This window comes from Streptomyces atratus, assembly GCF_014648655.1.
In the GTDB taxonomy this organism is placed as follows: Bacteria; Actinomycetota; Actinomycetes; order Streptomycetales; family Streptomycetaceae; genus Streptomyces; species Streptomyces atratus.
On sequence record NZ_BMRN01000014.1, the window covers coordinates 23663 to 38938 of the forward strand.

Here is a 15276-nt window from a genome sequence, read left to right on the forward strand (position 1 = left end):
GCACGACGAAGCCCTCACCTTCCCCGCGGGAGGTGAGGGCTTCGTCGTGCACCGGATGTGCGGGACGGTCAGATCTCGTAGACCGCGCCCGGTGCCGCCACCTCCACCGGCCCGCTGTAGAGCAGGCGGGCATCGGCCAGGTTGCGGTCGGCGTCGGTCCACGGCGGGATGTGGGTGAGGACGAGCCGTCCCACCCCGGCGCGGGCGGCGATGTCGCCCGCCTCGCGGCCATTGAGGTGGAGGTCCGGGATGTCCTCCTTGCCATGGACGAACGATGCTTCGCAGAGGAACAGGTCGGCGCCCTCGGCGAGTTCGTCCAGGGCCTCGCAGGCACCCGTGTCGCCGGAGTACGTGAGCGAGCGGCCGCCGTGCTCGAGCCGGATGGCGTAGGAGTCGACGGGGTGGCAGACCTTCTCCGTACGGACCGAGAAGGGGCCGATCTCGAACGAGCCCGGCTTCAGCGTGTGGAAGTCGAAGACCTCGCTCATCGACCGCTCGGACGGGGTGTCGGCGTGGGCGGTGGTCAGCCGCTGCTCGGTGCCGTCGGGACCGTAGACCGGGATCGGGGCGGGACGGCCGCCGTCGTGCCGGTAGTAGCGGACGACGAAGTACGCGCACATGTCGATGCAGTGATCGGCATGGAGGTGGCTGAGGAAGATGGCGTCGAGGTCGTAGAGACCGACATGGCGCTGCAGCTCACCGAGGGCGCCGTTGCCCATGTCGAGGAGCAGCCTGAAGCCGTCGGCCTCTACGAGGTAGCTCGAACATGCTGATCCCGCGGACGGGAACGAGCCGGAGCAGCCGACGACGGTGAGCTTCATGGAGCGTGAACCTCCGAGACGTGGGAACGGGGAGGGTTCGTGCGGTCTGTTGAGCGGTTTGTCGAGCGTAAGGCGCGAAACAGCCGGTCGCTCCTCCACGGCCGTCCGTTGTGGGGGAACTCACCTGCTCTGTCACCGGTTCGATGGAAGAGGCGGGGACGCCGGTACGGTCGGGACATGGGCATGTCCTGGTGGTGGATCGCGATTGCCGTTGTCGTCCTGCTCGCGCTCGTCGTAGCGGTCGCCGATGGGCGGGGGCGGGGCGGGCAACGGCCCCGGGGCCGCTCCGGCAGGTCAGCGGGTACGCGCTCCGGTGGGCGTCCGGGCGGGCGGAGGCGTCCACCGGCGGGGCCGGGGCGTGGGCCCGGGCCGGAGCGCAGGCCGCGGCCGGGTGAGATCTGGTGGGCCGCGGTGCCGTACGAGGACAGGCCCGGGGCGAAGGACCGGCCCTGCCTGGTGCTGTCGGTACGGGGTGACTCGGCGCTCGTCGCGAAGATCACCAGCAAGTATCACGAGGAACGGCCCGGGGTGATCGCGCTGCCTACGGGGACGGTGGGGGATGCTCGGGGGCGGGAGAGCTTCCTGGAGACGGATGAGTTGCGGGAGGTTGCCGTGCGGGGGTTCCGGCGACGGGTGGGAGTGGTGGATCCGGAGGTGTGGGAGCGGGTTCGGGGGCTTGGGTGAGGTGGGGGCGCCTGCGGCGGGGCGCGGGCGAGCGTGGAGGCGGGGCCGCGGCGGGGGCGCCTGCGGCGGGCCTGTTCCCCCAGCCGCCCCTTCCCGGAACCGGGGGCTCCGCTCCTCGGACGCCGGAGGGGCCGGGGTGCACGCGGGGCTCCGCCCCGGGCCTCGCGCATCGAACGCCGACGAGGCCGAAAGATGTCCTCGATCGCCGGACGGGCTGGATGTTCGGCTCGTCCGGCGAATCAGGACGGGTTACGCCCAGAGCTGGCCGTGCAGCGTTTCGATGGCCGCTTCTGTTGTCGGGGCCGTGTAGACGCCCGTCGACAGGTACTTCCAGCCGCCGTCCGCGACGACGAAGACGATGTCGGCCGGCTCCCCCGCCTTGACGGCCTTGTTTCCCACTCCGATCGCGGCGTGGAGGGCGGCGCCGGTGGAGACGCCCGCGAAGATGCCCTCCTGCTGGAGCAGTTCGCGGGTACGGGTGACGGCGTCCGCGGAGCCGACGGAGAAGCGGGTGGTGAGGACGGAGGCGTCGTAGAGCTCGGGGACGAAGCCCTCGTCGAGGTTGCGGAGCCCGTAGACCAGGTCGTCGTAGCGCGGCTCGGCGGCGACGATCTTGATGTCGGGCTTGTGCTCGCGCAGGTAGCGGCCGACGCCCATGAGCGTGCCGGTGGTGCCGAGGCCCGCCACGAAGTGGGTGATGGACGGGAGGTCGGTGAGGATCTCCGGGCCGGTGGTGGCGTAATGGGCGCCCGCGTTGTCCGGGTTGCCGTACTGGTAGAGCATGACCCAGTCGGGGTGCTCGGCGGCCAGTTCCTTGGCGACGCGTACGGCCGTGTTGGAGCCGCCCGCCGCCGGGGAGGAGATGATCTCGGCGCCCCACATGGCGAGCAGGTCGCGCCGTTCCTGGGAGGTGTTCTCCGGCATGACGCACACGATGCGGTAGCCCTTGAGCTTGGCCGCCATGGCGAGCGAGATGCCGGTGTTGCCGCTGGTGGGTTCCAGGATGGTGCAGCCGGGGGTCAGCCGGCCGTCCTTCTCGGCCTGTTCGACCATGTGGAGCGCGGGGCGGTCCTTGATCGAGCCGGTGGGGTTGCGGTCCTCCAGCTTGGCCCAGATGCGGACGTCGGTCGACGGTGACAGCCGCGGCAGGCGGACGAGCGGGGTGTTGCCCACCGCGGCGAGCGGGCTGTCGTACCGCATCAGTTCATGCCCGCCCGTCGCCCGACCGCCACCCCGGCCGGACAGGGCTTCGCCCCGGCGGCTCCTCCGGCGACGGCCGGGAGGATGGTGACGCTGTCGCCGTCGCTGAGCTTGGTGGAGATGCCGTCGAGGAAGCGGACGTCCTCGTCGTTGAGGTAGACGTTCACGAAGCGACGGAGCTGGTCACCGTCGACGATGCGCTCACGGATGCCGTTGTGGCGGCTGTCCAGGTCCGTGAAGAGGTCGGCGAGGGTCTCCCCGTTGCCCTCGACGGCCTTGGCGCCGTCGGTGTAGGTGCGGAGGATGGTCGGGATGCGGACCTCGATGGCCATGGCGTGGGCTCCTGTCGAAAGCGGAGAGGTGGCGTGGGGCGCGCGGCTCTGCCCCCGCGCAGGGGTGGGTGCGTGACGAATGGGTGCTCGGGCCGCGAGCCCGGCTCAGGCCTTGCGGCCGGCGGGCAGGCGGCTCGTACAGATCGCGCTGGAGAGCCTGCACAGGTCGACGTGCAGCCGCGCAACGAGCAGCATGCCCGGCGTCTTGTCGCTCACGTCATGGGGAACCATGCGCTCATCGTATCGATTCCCGGTCCCTGATCCGGAATGTGATCTCACTTGATGGATGGTCGGTGTTCGACAGGTGGACGGGACCGCGGTGGGCCCGGTCCCGTCCGGCCGGTGGAGTGCCGGGGTCGGGCGGTGCGAGGAGGTCAGGCGGCTTCGTACGCCTCGACGACCTCGACGTCCTCCTCGGTGATCTCGCCGTCCACGATCCGGTAGGAGCGGAACTGGAAGGGGCCCGCGTCGTCGGTGTCCGCGGTGGAGACGAGCACGTAGTGGGCGCCGGGTTCGTTGGCGTACGTGACGTCGGTGCGGGACGGGTAGGCCTCGGTCGCGGTGTGGGAGTGGTAGATGATCACCGGCTCCTCGTCGCGGTCGTCCATCTCCCGGTAGAGCTTGAGGAGGTCGCCCGAGTCGAACTCGTAGAAGGTGGGCGAGCGGGCGGCGTTGAGCATGGGGATGAAGCGTTCGGCGCGGCCGGTTCCGGCCGGTCCCGCGACCACGCCGCACGCCTCGTCGGGGTGGTCGGCGCGGGAGTGCGCGACGATCTGGTCGTAGAGCGCCTGGGTGATGGTCAGCATGGCGCCAGGATAGGCGGGCGGGCCCCCGCGTACCGAGGGGTGGTACGCGGGGGCCCGCATGGTGGACGCGGTCGCTGGGGCGGCGGTCGTCAGGGGATGGTTCGGGGTTCGTGCGGAGTCGGCCTCAGTTCTTCGCGAAGGCCTTGTTCTCGGGGTTGCGGGCCTTGAGCACCAGGTACGAGACGCCGAGGACGGCCGCCCAGAGCGGGGCGCAGTACAGCGAGATCCTGGCGTCCTTGTCGATGCCCATCATCACGATGACCATGGCGATGAAGGCCAGCGCGAAGACGCTGGTGAACGGGGCGCCGGGGGCCCGGAACGTGGACTGCGGGAGCACGCCGCGGTCCGCGAGGCCGCGGTAGCGGATCTGGCAGATGAGGATCATGATCCAAGCCCACATGCCGGAGATGGTGGCGAAGGAGACGACGTAGGTGAAGGCGTCGCCGGGCCACTGGTAGTTGATCCAGACGCCGACGAGCATCAGGGCGGCGGAGAAGGTGGTGCCGATGAGCGGGGTACCGCTCTTCGTCAGCTTGGTGAAGAACTTCGGGCCCTGGCCGTTGAGGGCGAGGTCGCGGAGCATGCGGCCGGTGGAGTACATGCCGGAGTTGCAGGAGGAGAGGGCCGCGGTCAGCACGACGAAGTTGACGATGCCGGCGCCGATGCCAAGGCCCATCTTCTGGAAGGCGGCGACGAACGGCGAGATGCCGGGCTGGAACTCGGTCCACGGGACCACGGAGAGGATCATGATGAGGGCGCCGACGTAGAAGACGGCGATGCGCCACGGCACGGTGTTGATGGCCTTGGGCAGGACGGTCTTCGGGTCCTTGGACTCGCCCGCGGTGACGCCGACGAGTTCCACGGCGAGGAAGGCGAACATCACGATCTGCAGGGTCAACAAGGTGCCCTTGATGCCGTGCGGGAAGAAGCCGCCGTCGGCCCAGAGGTGGGTGACGGACGCGGTGTCCCCGGCGTCGGAGAAGCCGAGGGTGAGAATTCCGGCGCAGATGAGGATCATGCCGACGATGGCGGTCACCTTGACCATCGAGAACCAGAATTCGAGTTCCCCGAAGAGCTTTACGGAGATCAGGTTCACGCCGTACAGGATGATCGTGAAGATCAGCGCCGACACCCACTGAGGAATGTCGAACCAGAAGGTCATGTACTGGGCGGCCGCGGTGACTTCGGTGATTCCGGTGACGACCCAGAACAGCCAGTAGGTCCAGCCGGTGACAAAGCCCGCGAAGGGACCGATGAATTCGCGGGCGTACTCCGAGAAGGAGCCCGACACGGGGCGGTACATGAGGAGTTCACCCAGGGCCCGCATGATGAAGAAGATCACCAGGCCCGCGATGGCATAGGCCAGGATGAGGCTGGGCCCGGCCTTGGCGATCGCCTTTCCCGCACCGAGGAAGAGGCCGGTGCCGATGGCCCCGCCGATGGCAATCATCTGGATCTGACGGGCGCCGAGGGCTCGCTGGTACCCCTCGCCCGCCGTTCCGGCATCCGCGACCGCTGCGGCCTTGCGGCCGTCTTGTCCCTTGTCGACCTGCGCCGATGTCATGTGCTGCGCCTTTCTCCACGCTGATCCGCGCCGTTGAGGCTGCGGATCAGGTCCTGATCCCCCCGGATATGGATGGAGTGCCGCCGGCGGTCGCCGGCCTGTAGCGCCCTCGGGAACAGAGGTGGCGTCCCCGAGCGGTCGTGAAGATTTACCACGGTCACATGGGTGGATCATCGGACATTATGTGGGGCACACCACAGGAAAAAGCGGACAAGGGTTTCCAGCCGCCACAAAAGAGACCGTTCGGGTGACAGGATCGTTATCCGGATTTGAGCGTTCGTTGAGCGAACGCGATGCGCGAGTGATCGGAAAGTCCGTAAAAGAGCGCTCGGAAAGTCCGCAAGCGAGTGATCGGGATTCGCGCAAGCGAGTGATCGGGAACTTCACATGCGGGAACTACGGCATCAGGGTTTCCACGAGGGTTTCCTGGAGCGCGCCGAGCCAGAGATAGGCCATCATCATCGGCTTGCGCGGGTCGCTGTCGGGAAGCCGGTAGAGCGAGCCGGCCTCGTCGTCGTCGGAGACCTCGAGGCGGGTGCCGATGGTCAGCCGGAGGTCATTGAGCGCGCCGAGCCACTTGCGGCATTCGTCGCCGGTGAGTTCCAGTACGGCGTCGCCGTCCTCGGTGACGGAGAGGGCATCCAGGGTGCGTACGACAGTGAGGGCGTCGTCGCGCTTACGGCTGCGCAGATCGTTCTCGGTGAAGCGGCGGAACTCGGCGGAAGCGGCGCGCAGTTCGCTGTCCTTGTCGCCGTACGCCTCGGGGAAGAGGCGGGCCAGGGCGGGGTCGGTGGGCGGTTCGCTGGGCCCCTCGGCGAAGAGGGCGGCGAGCGGGTCCTCGCCCTCGGCGGGTTCGTCGCCGGGGCCGATCAGTTCCAGCAGCTGGACGGCGAGGGAGCGCAGGATCGCGATCTCCACCTCGTCGAGCGCGACGGCCGCGCCGCCGCCGGGGGTGGCCTCGAAGTGGCCGGCCATGGGTTTTCTCCGATGGTGGGTCGGGCGGGGCAGAGGAGGATCGGTCTAGTTGCGGTCCTGCGTGAGGGTGGCCCACAGTCCGTAGCCGTGCATGGCCTGGACGTCGCGTTCCATCTCCTCGCGGCTGCCGCTGGAGACGACGGCGCGGCCCTTGTGGTGGACGTCCAGCATCAGCTTGTGGGCCTTGTCCTTGGAGTAGCCGAAGTAGGCCTGGAAGACATAGGTCACATAGCTCATGAGGTTGACCGGGTCGTTGTGGACCAGCGTCACCCAGGGGACGTCGGGCTCGGGGACGACAAGACTCTCCTCGGCCGATTCGGGACGCTCGATCTCAGTGGGGGCGACACTCACCCACCCCATGCTGCCACCCGGGAGGTGTCATCGCACAAACGACCCGAGATCTCGTCACTCTGACGACATAGGGGTAGCATCCGGACCATGAACTCTGCGGACCTTGGGCGACGGGTCGGTGTGCCGTCGACCGCGCTCTTCACCGACCAGTACGAGCTCACGATGGTGCAGGCCGCCCTGAAGGCCGGCACGGCCGACCGGCGCTCGGTCTTCGAGGCGTTCACCCGCCGCCTGCCGGAGGGACGGCGCTACGGCGTCGTCGCGGGCATCGGACGGGTGCTGGACGCGGTGGAGAACTTCCACTTCGACGACGAGATGCTCACCTTCCTGCGCGAACAGAACGTCGTCGACGGGCCCACGCTCGCCTGGCTGGCCGACTACCGCTTCAGCGGCGACATCTGGGGCTACCCCGAGGGCGAGGTGTACTTCCCCGGCTCGCCGATCCTGCGGGTCGAGAGCTCCTTCGCCGAGTGCGTGCTGCTGGAAACGGTGATCCTGTCGATCCTCAACCACGACTCGGCGATCGCCGCGGCGGCGTCGCGGATGTCCGCCGCGGCAGGCGGGCGCGGGCTGATCGAGATGGGTGCACGACGCACCCATGAACTGTCGGCGGTGGCGTCGGCGCGTGCCGCCTACATCGGCGGCTTCGACACCACATCCGACCTGGCCGCGGGCTTCCGCTACAACATCCCGACCGTCGGGACGAGCGCCCACGCCTTCACGCTGCTGCACGACACCGAGCGGGACGCGTTCCGGGCCCAGGTCGACTCGCTGGGCCGGGGCACGACGCTGCTGGTCGACACGTACGACGTCGCGGAGGCGGTCCGTACGGCGGTCGAGGTCGCGGGTACCGAGCTGGGTGCCGTACGGATCGACTCCGGGGACCTGCTGCTGGTCGCGCACCGGGTGCGGCAGCAGCTGGACGAGCTGGGCGCGACCGGGACGAAGATCGTGGTGACGTCGGATCTGGACGAGTACGCGATCGCGTCGCTGGCCGCGGCGCCGGTCGACGCCTACGGGGTGGGCACGCAGCTGGTGACCGGCAGTGGGCATCCCACCTGCTCGATGGTCTACAAGCTGGTCGCCCGCGCCCCATCCACCGACCCCGCGGAGCCGCTGCGTCCGGTCGCCAAGAAGTCGCTCGGCGCGAAGACGTCCGTGGGCGGTCGCAAGTGGGCCGCGCGCCGACTGGACGAGAACGGGGTGGCCGAGGCCGAGGTGATCGGCACCGGTCCCGTACCGGCCGAGCTGGCCGACCGGCAGCTGCTGGCCGAGCTGGTCAGGGGTGGTGAGGTGATCGCCCGTGAGCCGTTGGACGCGGCGCGCGAGCGGCACATAGCGGCCCGGTCGGGGCTGCCGATGTCGGCGATGCAGTTGTCCCGCGGGGAGCCGGTGATTCCCACGGAGTACATGTGACGGGAGCGGCGGGACAAAGACCGGGGCGCCCGGCTACCGCTTTGCCCTCGGTCTCCATAGCCTGAAGCGCGTGGGAGGGGGCCCCTCGGCGGGCTTGATGACGTCCCCTCCCTAAGCCGCTCCGGAGTCTCTAGGCTCGAATACGCCCCCCATGACCGCCGACCGTCCCCCACCGAAGGACACCCGCCATGCACCGCGCCTTGATCGTCGTGGACGTTCAGAACGACTTCTGCGAGGGCGGCAGCCTCGCCGTGGCAGGGGGTGCCGATGTCGCCGCCGCCATCACCGACCTGATCGGCGAGGCCCAGCCCGGGTACCGCCATGTGGTGGCCACCCGTGACCACCATGTCGACCCGGGCAACCACTTCTCCACTGAGCCGGACTACGAGCACACCTGGCCGGCGCACTGTGTCGCCGGTACGGAGGGGGTGGGCTTCCACCCCAATTTCGCCCCTGCGGTCGCCTCGGGGGCGATCGACGCGGTGTTCGACAAAGGTGCCTATGCCGCGGCGTACAGCGGCTTCGAGGGCCTCGACGAGAACGGTGTGGGGCTGGCCGACTGGCTGCGGGACCGCGGGGTCACCGAGGTCGACGTGGTCGGCATCGCGACCGACCACTGCGTGCGGGCGACGGCGCTGGACGCGGTCCGGGCAGGTCTCACGGCGCATGTGCTGCTCGATCTGACCGCGGGGGTCGCCGAGGAGACCACGGAGCGGGCGCTGGAGGAGCTCCGCCGGGCGGGCGTGAAGCTTTCCGGCAAGCCCGTCGTGGTGTAGTCGGGCGAGAGCTGCCGCGGTTCCTCGCCGCCCCTTGCCGCTCTCACCCGATCACGCCCGTCACCGGCCCCCTGCTCTCAGGCCGGTCGGTGGTCCGGTACGGCCGGCACCGCCGGGCGGAGCAGCGCCCGGATCGGGTGCCAGAGCTCCTGGGCCCGCTCCGGTCTCGCTCGCCAGAGCACCCCGTCCGGGTGGTGCAGCACGGCGGTGATCTCGTCCGGGGTGGGCGGCTCGGCGTTGCCGCGGAGGTAGACGGCGCGCAGGCCCAGATTGCGCAGCCGGGTCAGCGCGCGGGCCCGGTTGGCGGCGTGCACCAGGACCCGGACCGGGGTGCCCGGACCCGTTCCGTCCGTCGGACCGGTCAGGGTGATCGCCACCACCACACTGCCGTTCGGCAACTTGCTGAACCCTCCGCCTGCCATGCTCCGCGCTCCCCCGTGAGACGTCATGTCAATAAGGATCTGGACAAGACGCACCTAAACACGATCGGCCGCCGCCCGCTAGAGGGCGACGGCCGATCAAGCTCTGACCTGCGATGATGCGGGATTACTTGCGCGAGGCCCCGACCTTCACGGTCACCGTCGAGCCGTCGCGCGGCTCGCTGACGATCGTGATCCGGGTGTTCGTGTCAGCGACCTGAACACTTCCGGTCTTGTTCTCGCTGTACCAGTAGGTTCCCTTGTGGTCGTCGAAGACCGGGATGCCGAGCTGCGGCTTGATCTTCAGCGCCACGTCGGCGTTGTGCAGCGTGAAGCCGTCGGTCGCCTGCCGGCTGAAGGGCGCGTCGAAGGGCTGGATCTTGTTGCGGATGACCGTGCCGTCCGCCCACTTCAGCGGCTTGGCGTGTGCGTCGATCGGCAGGATCAGGCCCTTGCCCGGGTGGGTCGAGACGTTGTTGTCCTTCTGGGAGGTGTCCCAGAGCCAGATGAGCAGACCGTTCTGGTACGGGTAGTGCTCGACCCAGTCCGGACGGGTCTTGGAGAAGCCGAAGTTGTACGGGCCGACCTTGAGGGTCCGGTCGTAGCTGACGTACTGGCGGTTCTCCGCGATGTAGAACTGCGGGTAGTCCTTGGTGAACGACTCGCCGACGCGGGAGAAGCCCTTGGCGGTCCAGCCGTTGTCGTCGCCCTCGGCGTTGTCCGTGAAGAGCGCGGCACCGTCGGCGGTCACCGAGATCATATCGGCCGCGAAGCCGAGTTTGGCCATGCCGCCGTCGGTGGCGTAACGGAAGCGGATGTCGATCTTCTTGCCCGCGTAGGCGTCCAGCGGGTACGAGAGCTTCTGGTACTTGCCGGAGACGTCGGTCAGGGCCGGCTTGTCACTGGCGTCGCGCGGGATCGCCTTGCCGTCGGCGGTGCCGTCGATCGCGGTCCAGCTGGTGCCGCCGTTCTCCGACACCTCGGCGTAGAGGTAGTCGTAGTCCTTCTCGATGTCCCACCAGCCCGAAAGGTCGAGGGACGCCTTGGACTTGCCGGTCAGATCGACCGAACGGGACAGGGTGTTGTTGAGGTTGTCACCCATGTCGCTCCACCACTGCTTGGAGCCCTCGGCGGGCTTCGTGACAGCGGTGGTGACGGGCTTGTCGGGCAGCGAGACGAGGAGCGCCTGCTTGTCCTTGGTGTTGTACTCGGACACGCCCAGCTTGTGGGTGGAGTTCGTCGCGGCCTTGGCCTTGGCGTAGTCGAGCCAGCCCAGCTGGAGCTTGTCCCAGGCGGTCATGTCGCCGGGCAGGTCACCGATCTGGTTCTTGCCGGTGCCGAGCCAGGAGCCGGCCGACATCAGGGACCAGAAACCGACCGAGTTCTCGGCGCGGTTGGTGGTGTCGTAGAGGTCCGGCAGACCGAGGTCGTGGCCGTACTCGTGGGCGAAGACACCCAGGCCGCCGTTCTCGGGCTGCGCGGTGTAGTCGCCGACCCAGATGCCGGTGTCACCGATCTCGGTGCCGCCGGCCTTGTTGTCGGCCGGGCCGGTCGCACCGGCGTCGGTGCCGTACGCGTACCAGCGGTGCGCCCAGATGGCGTTCTTGCCCTCGACGCCGCCGCCCGCGGACTCGTCCTCACCGGCGTGGACGATCTGGAAGTGGTCGATGTAGCCGTCGGGCTCGTTGAAGTTGCCGTCGTTGTCGTGGTCGTAACGGTCCCACTGGTCGTACTTCGCGAGGTCCGTCTTGATCTGCTCGGGCGTACGACCCTTGGCCTTCTGGTCGGCGGCCCAGGCGTTCACGCCGTCCTTGATCATGTCCCAGGCGTTGGCGCAGTTGGTCGAGCCGCAGTAGTTGGACCCGTAACGGGCCTCGTTGTACGGCACCTTGACCCAGTCGGAGACCTCGCCGTCGACCGAGTAGCGTCCGGAGGACGTCTTCTCGTAGTACGTCTTCAGCGAGTCCTTGCCGGCACCCGTACCGAAGTAGAGGTCCTGGAAGTGTGCCTGGTTGTAGTCGGCCTGCCAGGCGGTGCTGTTGTCCTTCTTGGGGTCCGGCTTGGCTATCTTGTTGTGCGCCGGGCCGGGCGTGCCGCCGTACTTCGGAACGGCCGGCTCGGGGCCGTCGCCGTCCGGGTCGAACATGGTCGTGTTGTCGACCTTGTCGCCGAACTCCACCAGAACCGTGAAGATCTTGTCGGTCTTCTCGCGGCCGAGCTCGACGTACTTCTTGTCGTCGAGCTTGACGACCTTGGAGCCGCCCCGCGTCGTCACCTTCTTGTCGCCCGCCATGACCTGCTCCAGGGCGGCCTGACGCTGGGCGTCCTGCTGCTCGCTGAAGGGGCCCTGCAGGTCGTGCGCGTTGCCCTTGGCCGACCCCGGGTCGCGGCGGTCGGCTACCGGCGCCTTCGCCCCCGATGTGTGCTCATCCGCCTGGGCGGTGGCGAAAGCCGACGCCGTGGCGGCAGTGGCGGCCATGGCCACGACAACCGCTGCGGCGCGAAGCGCCCGTCTGTTAGTGGTCACTTGATGCAGTCCTCCCCGGCGTCCGCGGCTGCGGCCTGGGGTGGTGTAAAGGGGCCGCGCGCGGATACGCGTCACAAGTGACGACATTCGACCGGAGTTACGCGAGAAAAGACAGACCTTGACTTGAACAGGCCAAGTGCACTATGCAGGAGCACATTTCCGTTATCCGGACGTTCACCATGTAGGCAACCAGCGCGTCCAGGAACGCGATTGGGGAACGGAATGAATCCGTGCGCCCCCCGTGCACCGGTACCGTGGGTTAGGTGATGCTTACTACCGGTTCCTCACGGGCATCCACCGTCGTAGAGTCGCTCGACAGTGCGACCGTGTTGAGAGACTGCCCATCCGATGCCCCCAGGACGGATACCGACATGCCGCGTATCACTGCCGCACAGATTTCCTACGGTTCGGTCACCGTCGTCTTCTCGACCCTCGCCATGCTGCTGCTCTCCCGTACGGGTTCGGGCCTCGGCGTCGCCGTCATCGGGACCGCGGCACTTGCGCTCGGCCTGCTGGTGGCCGTGACCGTACCCCACCCGTCCCGGGCGAAAACAGCGAAGTCGGCGAAGGCCGGGGCCGCAGTTCGTACGAACCAGGATGCGGTCTCGGCCGCCGTCGAGGCCGAAGGCCTCGCCCGCGACGGAGTCCAGGCCCCGATCCCGGCGGCCCGCACGGCCGAGCAGCGCGCCGCGGCGCGTGTGGACGAGCTGCTGGGCGAGCATTCCCTGCGGCGCTGACGCATACGGCCCCGGTCTCTGTACAGACTCGGTTTTCGAGTCTGTACAGAGACCGGGGCCGTAAGGCGCAGGAGGGGCCCAGGAAGCGTCCGGCACCCCCTAGTCGGTCTGGACGACCACCGTCTTCGCCGCCTTGTCGTGGAGGCCCTGCCGGTACGGCTTGTCCGTGAACATGAGCACGATGTTGATCAGCCACCACAGGCACGGGCAGCACAGCAGCGCCGGCAGCCACAGCACCACGGCCCGCAGGAACGACGCACCGCTGTCCGGCACCCGGCCGTCGTTGAGCATCGCGACCCGCAGCTTCAACAGCCGCTTGCCGATGGTCCGGCCGTCCTTGTGTGTGAAGTACGTGTCGTACCCGACGTAGACCACCAGACCGATCAGCGACCAGAGCAACTGGTGCCCGCTGTACGTCTGGCTGAAGACATCGCTGAAGTTGCTGTTGCCGCTGTTGTTGTCGCGCATCTCGACCGCGCCGCCCCACGGCAACGAGATCAGATACAGCGGGATCGAGATGATCAGGAAGTCGATCAGCCGGGCCAGAATCCGCTTGCCGGGCTCGCCGAGCGGCGGCATACCGGCCAGCGGATCCACGCCCCCGTACGGACCACCGCCGCCGTAGGGACCGGAATCGTACGGCGGCGGCGGTGGAGGAGGAGGCGGCGGAGCGCTGTCGTAGGGCGAACCCGACGGCGGCCCCTGCGGCCCCTGCGGCCCCTGCGGCTCCCGCGGCCCCTGCGGTTCCTGCGGTTCCTGCGGCTTCTTGAGGAACGGGTCTTCCTCGGGCGGCTGACCGGACGTCGGCTGATCGTTGCTCATGGGGGCAGTGCACCCCGGCCCACGGGCACCCGCAACGGCTCGGGTGCGTTCGGGGGAACGGCACGTCCCCCGAAGGCCCCTCCCCCGATGAGCCGTCAGCCGGAGGAGTGGTCTCCGCGGCCCTCGCGCACAATCAGCCCGCTACGAAGGTGCGCGCCGCCTTGTCGTGCCAGCACTGGCGCCACGGCCGGTCGAACAGGCACCAGAGCACATTGACCACTCCGACCACCAGGACGCCCAGCACGCCGTAGACCAGCCAGCGGCGCAGCGCGGCGCCGAAGGACGGGGCCTCGTGGGACTCGATGTCCCGCACTTCGAGTCCGCAGAGCTTCTTGCCGAGCGTACGGCCCCACTTGGCGGTCGGCAGCGCCTCCAGCAGGACGCCGAGCACGAGGAACGCGCCGAGCACCCCACCGAACAGAACGGCCGTGGTGGAGTCCACCAGCCAGACGGTGACCGTCTCACCGGACAGCTTCGCCGCGCTGATCTTCTCGTCGATGTGGTCCATCGCCCGCGAGACGAGCGGGAAGCCGATCGCGCCGACGAGCGCCGCCAGCACCACCGTGTCGACGAGCCGGGCGGTGAACCTCCTGCCGAGTCCGGCGGGCCTGGCCGATGCCTGGGCCTGCGCCAGCTGCTGGAAGGGGTCGCTGACCGGGGGCTTCCAGGGCACGACGGGCTGGTCCGGCTGTCCACCGTGCGCACCGAGCTGTGGGTGAGGCTGCTGTCCCAGGAGCGGGGGGTGGGGTTGGGGTTGGGGTTGGTGTTGCTGAGGCTGAGCCGCCTGGTCGGGCTGGGCGAGTTGGTGGACCTGCTGCGCCCAGGAGGCGGCACCGCCGCCGGGGCCCGGGGTGAGAGGGCTGTTGAGCTCGGCGGGGGCCGGGGCGGGGGCCCGGTTCTGAGCCGGGGCGGGAGCCTGGGCCTGTACGGGGGCGGGGGTCTGGGCCTGTGCGGGGGCGGGGGTCTGGGCCTGTGCGGGGGCGGGGGTCTGGGCCTGTGCGGGGGCGGGAGCCTGGGCCTGTGCGGGGGGCTGCGCGCCGGCCCCGGGGGCGATCGCGCGGATCGCCATCGTCCCGTCCGCAGGCACCTGTTCCGTCGTCCGGGGAGCCGGCGGCCGGCCGCCCCGGCCCACGGCGCGGATCGCGGCCGTGTTCTCGGGGGCTTGGCTCCTGCCGTCACGCATGCCCGGCAGTGCACCGCCCGTCGGATCCGGGGAGGCCGGTCGGCGCGGGTCTGCGGGAACACGGTCGACGGGCTCCCGGACCGCGGGGGTCCGATCGACAGGCTCCCGGACCGCGGGGGTCCGGTCCGCAGGGACACGATCGGCCGGGGCCCGGTCCGCAGGCGTACGCGGATCCCGGCCGGACTCCGGTCCCGACGGCGGCCGGCTCTGCTCGCTCTGCCGACCCGGCTCGCCCTGTCCGCCGGGCTGCCCGGCGCCGCCCCAGGAGACCCGCCGGTCGCGTTCGCCGCCGAAGCCGGTCTGCCGGGAGGCGTCGGCCTGCCAGGCGGTGGCCGGTTCGGGGCGGTTGTCCGCGTACGGCTCCTCGTCGAGGAAGACCGGACCGGTCTCGTCCACCGGCGCGGGCGCCGGGGCCGACGGCTGCGGCTGCGGTTCGGCCGCCGCTCCGGACGACGTTGCGGGCATCGGCTCGCCCTGCTGAGGGGCGGGCCGGCTCGTGCCGGGCACCCACGAAGCGCCGTTCCAGTACCGGACATATCCGGGAATGGACGGGTCGGGGTAGTACCCCTCGCGGGGGCTATCGTCACCGGGTGCCGGGGTTGGGGCGCTCATCACCGTGGTCCCGTATCTCTTCGAGGCCTCAATACAACGGGTCCACATCTA

At 69.3% G+C, this 15276-nt stretch carries 16 protein-coding genes; 4 read left to right on the plus strand and 12 right to left on the minus strand.

Annotation, left to right across the window (positions count from 1 at the left end; translation table 11 throughout):
• Positions 1-68 precede the first annotated feature (68 nt).
• The gene (locus IEZ15_RS22840; protein ID WP_189279143.1) at positions 69-821 is read right to left on the minus strand and encodes an MBL fold metallo-hydrolase; all 753 of its coding nucleotides are present in this window, start codon (positions 819-821) and stop codon (positions 69-71) included.
• Between the two features lie 177 nt (positions 822-998).
• Here IEZ15_RS22840 and IEZ15_RS22845 point away from each other — a divergent pair, with 177 nt between their 5' ends.
• Entirely contained in the window at positions 999-1505 is a 507-nt protein-coding gene (locus IEZ15_RS22845) for a type II toxin-antitoxin system PemK/MazF family toxin (protein ID WP_114244743.1), read from the plus strand.
• A 249-nt stretch (positions 1506-1754) separates the two neighbouring features.
• On the opposite strand, the gene IEZ15_RS22850 is transcribed toward IEZ15_RS22845, so the two are convergent.
• The 7 genes from IEZ15_RS22850 to clpS all read right to left on the minus strand — a co-directional run bounded on the left by IEZ15_RS22850 (position 1755) and on the right by clpS (position 6742).
• Positions 1755-2705 (minus strand): PLP-dependent cysteine synthase family protein, encoded by a 951-nt coding sequence (locus tag IEZ15_RS22850; RefSeq protein ID WP_189279144.1) that lies wholly within the window; start codon positions 2703-2705, stop codon positions 1755-1757.
• A complete protein-coding gene (locus IEZ15_RS22855) occupies positions 2705-3037 on the minus strand; it encodes a MoaD/ThiS family protein (RefSeq protein ID WP_189279145.1) in 333 nt (110 codons plus the stop codon). The genes IEZ15_RS22850 and IEZ15_RS22855 overlap by 1 nt, the downstream gene beginning before the upstream one ends.
• Positions 3038-3142: 105 nt before the next feature.
• Positions 3143-3268: a putative leader peptide gene (locus tag IEZ15_RS46435; protein WP_268250412.1), complete on the minus strand. Its 126-nt coding sequence runs from the start codon at positions 3266-3268 to the stop codon at positions 3143-3145.
• 143 nt (positions 3269-3411) lie between these two features.
• Positions 3412-3843 carry a M67 family metallopeptidase gene (locus tag IEZ15_RS22860; RefSeq protein WP_114249045.1) on the minus strand — a complete coding sequence of 144 codons (432 nt, stop codon included), beginning with the start codon at positions 3841-3843 and terminating at the stop codon, positions 3412-3414.
• Positions 3844-3967: 124 nt separating this feature from the next.
• The gene (locus tag IEZ15_RS22865) at positions 3968-5407 is read right to left on the minus strand and encodes an amino acid permease (protein WP_189279146.1); all 1440 of its coding nucleotides are present in this window, start codon (positions 5405-5407) and stop codon (positions 3968-3970) included.
• A 396-nt stretch (positions 5408-5803) separates the two neighbouring features.
• Complete coding sequence (locus tag IEZ15_RS22870) at positions 5804-6382, minus strand: DUF2017 domain-containing protein (RefSeq protein ID WP_114244747.1); 579 nt, start codon at positions 6380-6382, stop codon at positions 5804-5806.
• 45 nt (positions 6383-6427) lie between these two features.
• Positions 6428-6742, minus strand: a complete 315-nt coding sequence (gene clpS, locus IEZ15_RS22875; RefSeq protein WP_093900291.1) for an ATP-dependent Clp protease adapter ClpS — start codon at positions 6740-6742, stop codon at positions 6428-6430.
• A 78-nt stretch (positions 6743-6820) separates the two neighbouring features.
• Between clpS and IEZ15_RS22880 the strand changes: the two genes are divergently transcribed.
• Positions 6821-8149 (plus strand): nicotinate phosphoribosyltransferase, encoded by a 1329-nt coding sequence (locus tag IEZ15_RS22880; RefSeq protein ID WP_189279147.1) that lies wholly within the window; start codon positions 6821-6823, stop codon positions 8147-8149.
• 188 nt (positions 8150-8337) lie between these two features.
• Complete coding sequence (locus IEZ15_RS22885) at positions 8338-8925, plus strand: isochorismatase family protein (protein WP_189279148.1); 588 nt, start codon at positions 8338-8340, stop codon at positions 8923-8925.
• Between the two features lie 77 nt (positions 8926-9002).
• On the opposite strand, the gene IEZ15_RS22890 is transcribed toward IEZ15_RS22885, so the two are convergent.
• The gene (locus IEZ15_RS22890; RefSeq protein ID WP_189279149.1) at positions 9003-9347 is read right to left on the minus strand and encodes a hypothetical protein; all 345 of its coding nucleotides are present in this window, start codon (positions 9345-9347) and stop codon (positions 9003-9005) included.
• Positions 9348-9471: 124 nt separating this feature from the next.
• Complete coding sequence (locus IEZ15_RS22895) at positions 9472-11871, minus strand: immune inhibitor A domain-containing protein (RefSeq protein WP_189279150.1); 2400 nt, start codon at positions 11869-11871, stop codon at positions 9472-9474.
• A gap of 371 nt (positions 11872-12242) precedes the next feature.
• On the opposite strand from IEZ15_RS22895, the gene IEZ15_RS22900 reads away from it, so the two are divergent.
• A complete protein-coding gene (locus IEZ15_RS22900) occupies positions 12243-12608 on the plus strand; it encodes a hypothetical protein (protein ID WP_189279151.1) in 366 nt (121 codons plus the stop codon).
• Between the two features lie 99 nt (positions 12609-12707).
• Here IEZ15_RS22900 and IEZ15_RS22905 read toward each other — a convergent pair whose 3' ends face one another.
• Together IEZ15_RS22905 and IEZ15_RS22910 are read right to left on the minus strand one after the other, a co-directional pair.
• Positions 12708-13430 carry an RDD family protein gene (locus IEZ15_RS22905; protein ID WP_189279152.1) on the minus strand — a complete coding sequence of 241 codons (723 nt, stop codon included), beginning with the start codon at positions 13428-13430 and terminating at the stop codon, positions 12708-12710.
• Positions 13431-13563: 133 nt separating this feature from the next.
• On the minus strand, positions 13564-15225 hold the full coding sequence (locus IEZ15_RS22910) for an RDD family protein (RefSeq protein ID WP_189279153.1): 1662 nt from the start codon (positions 15223-15225) through the stop codon (positions 13564-13566).
• Positions 15226-15276 lie beyond the last annotated feature (51 nt).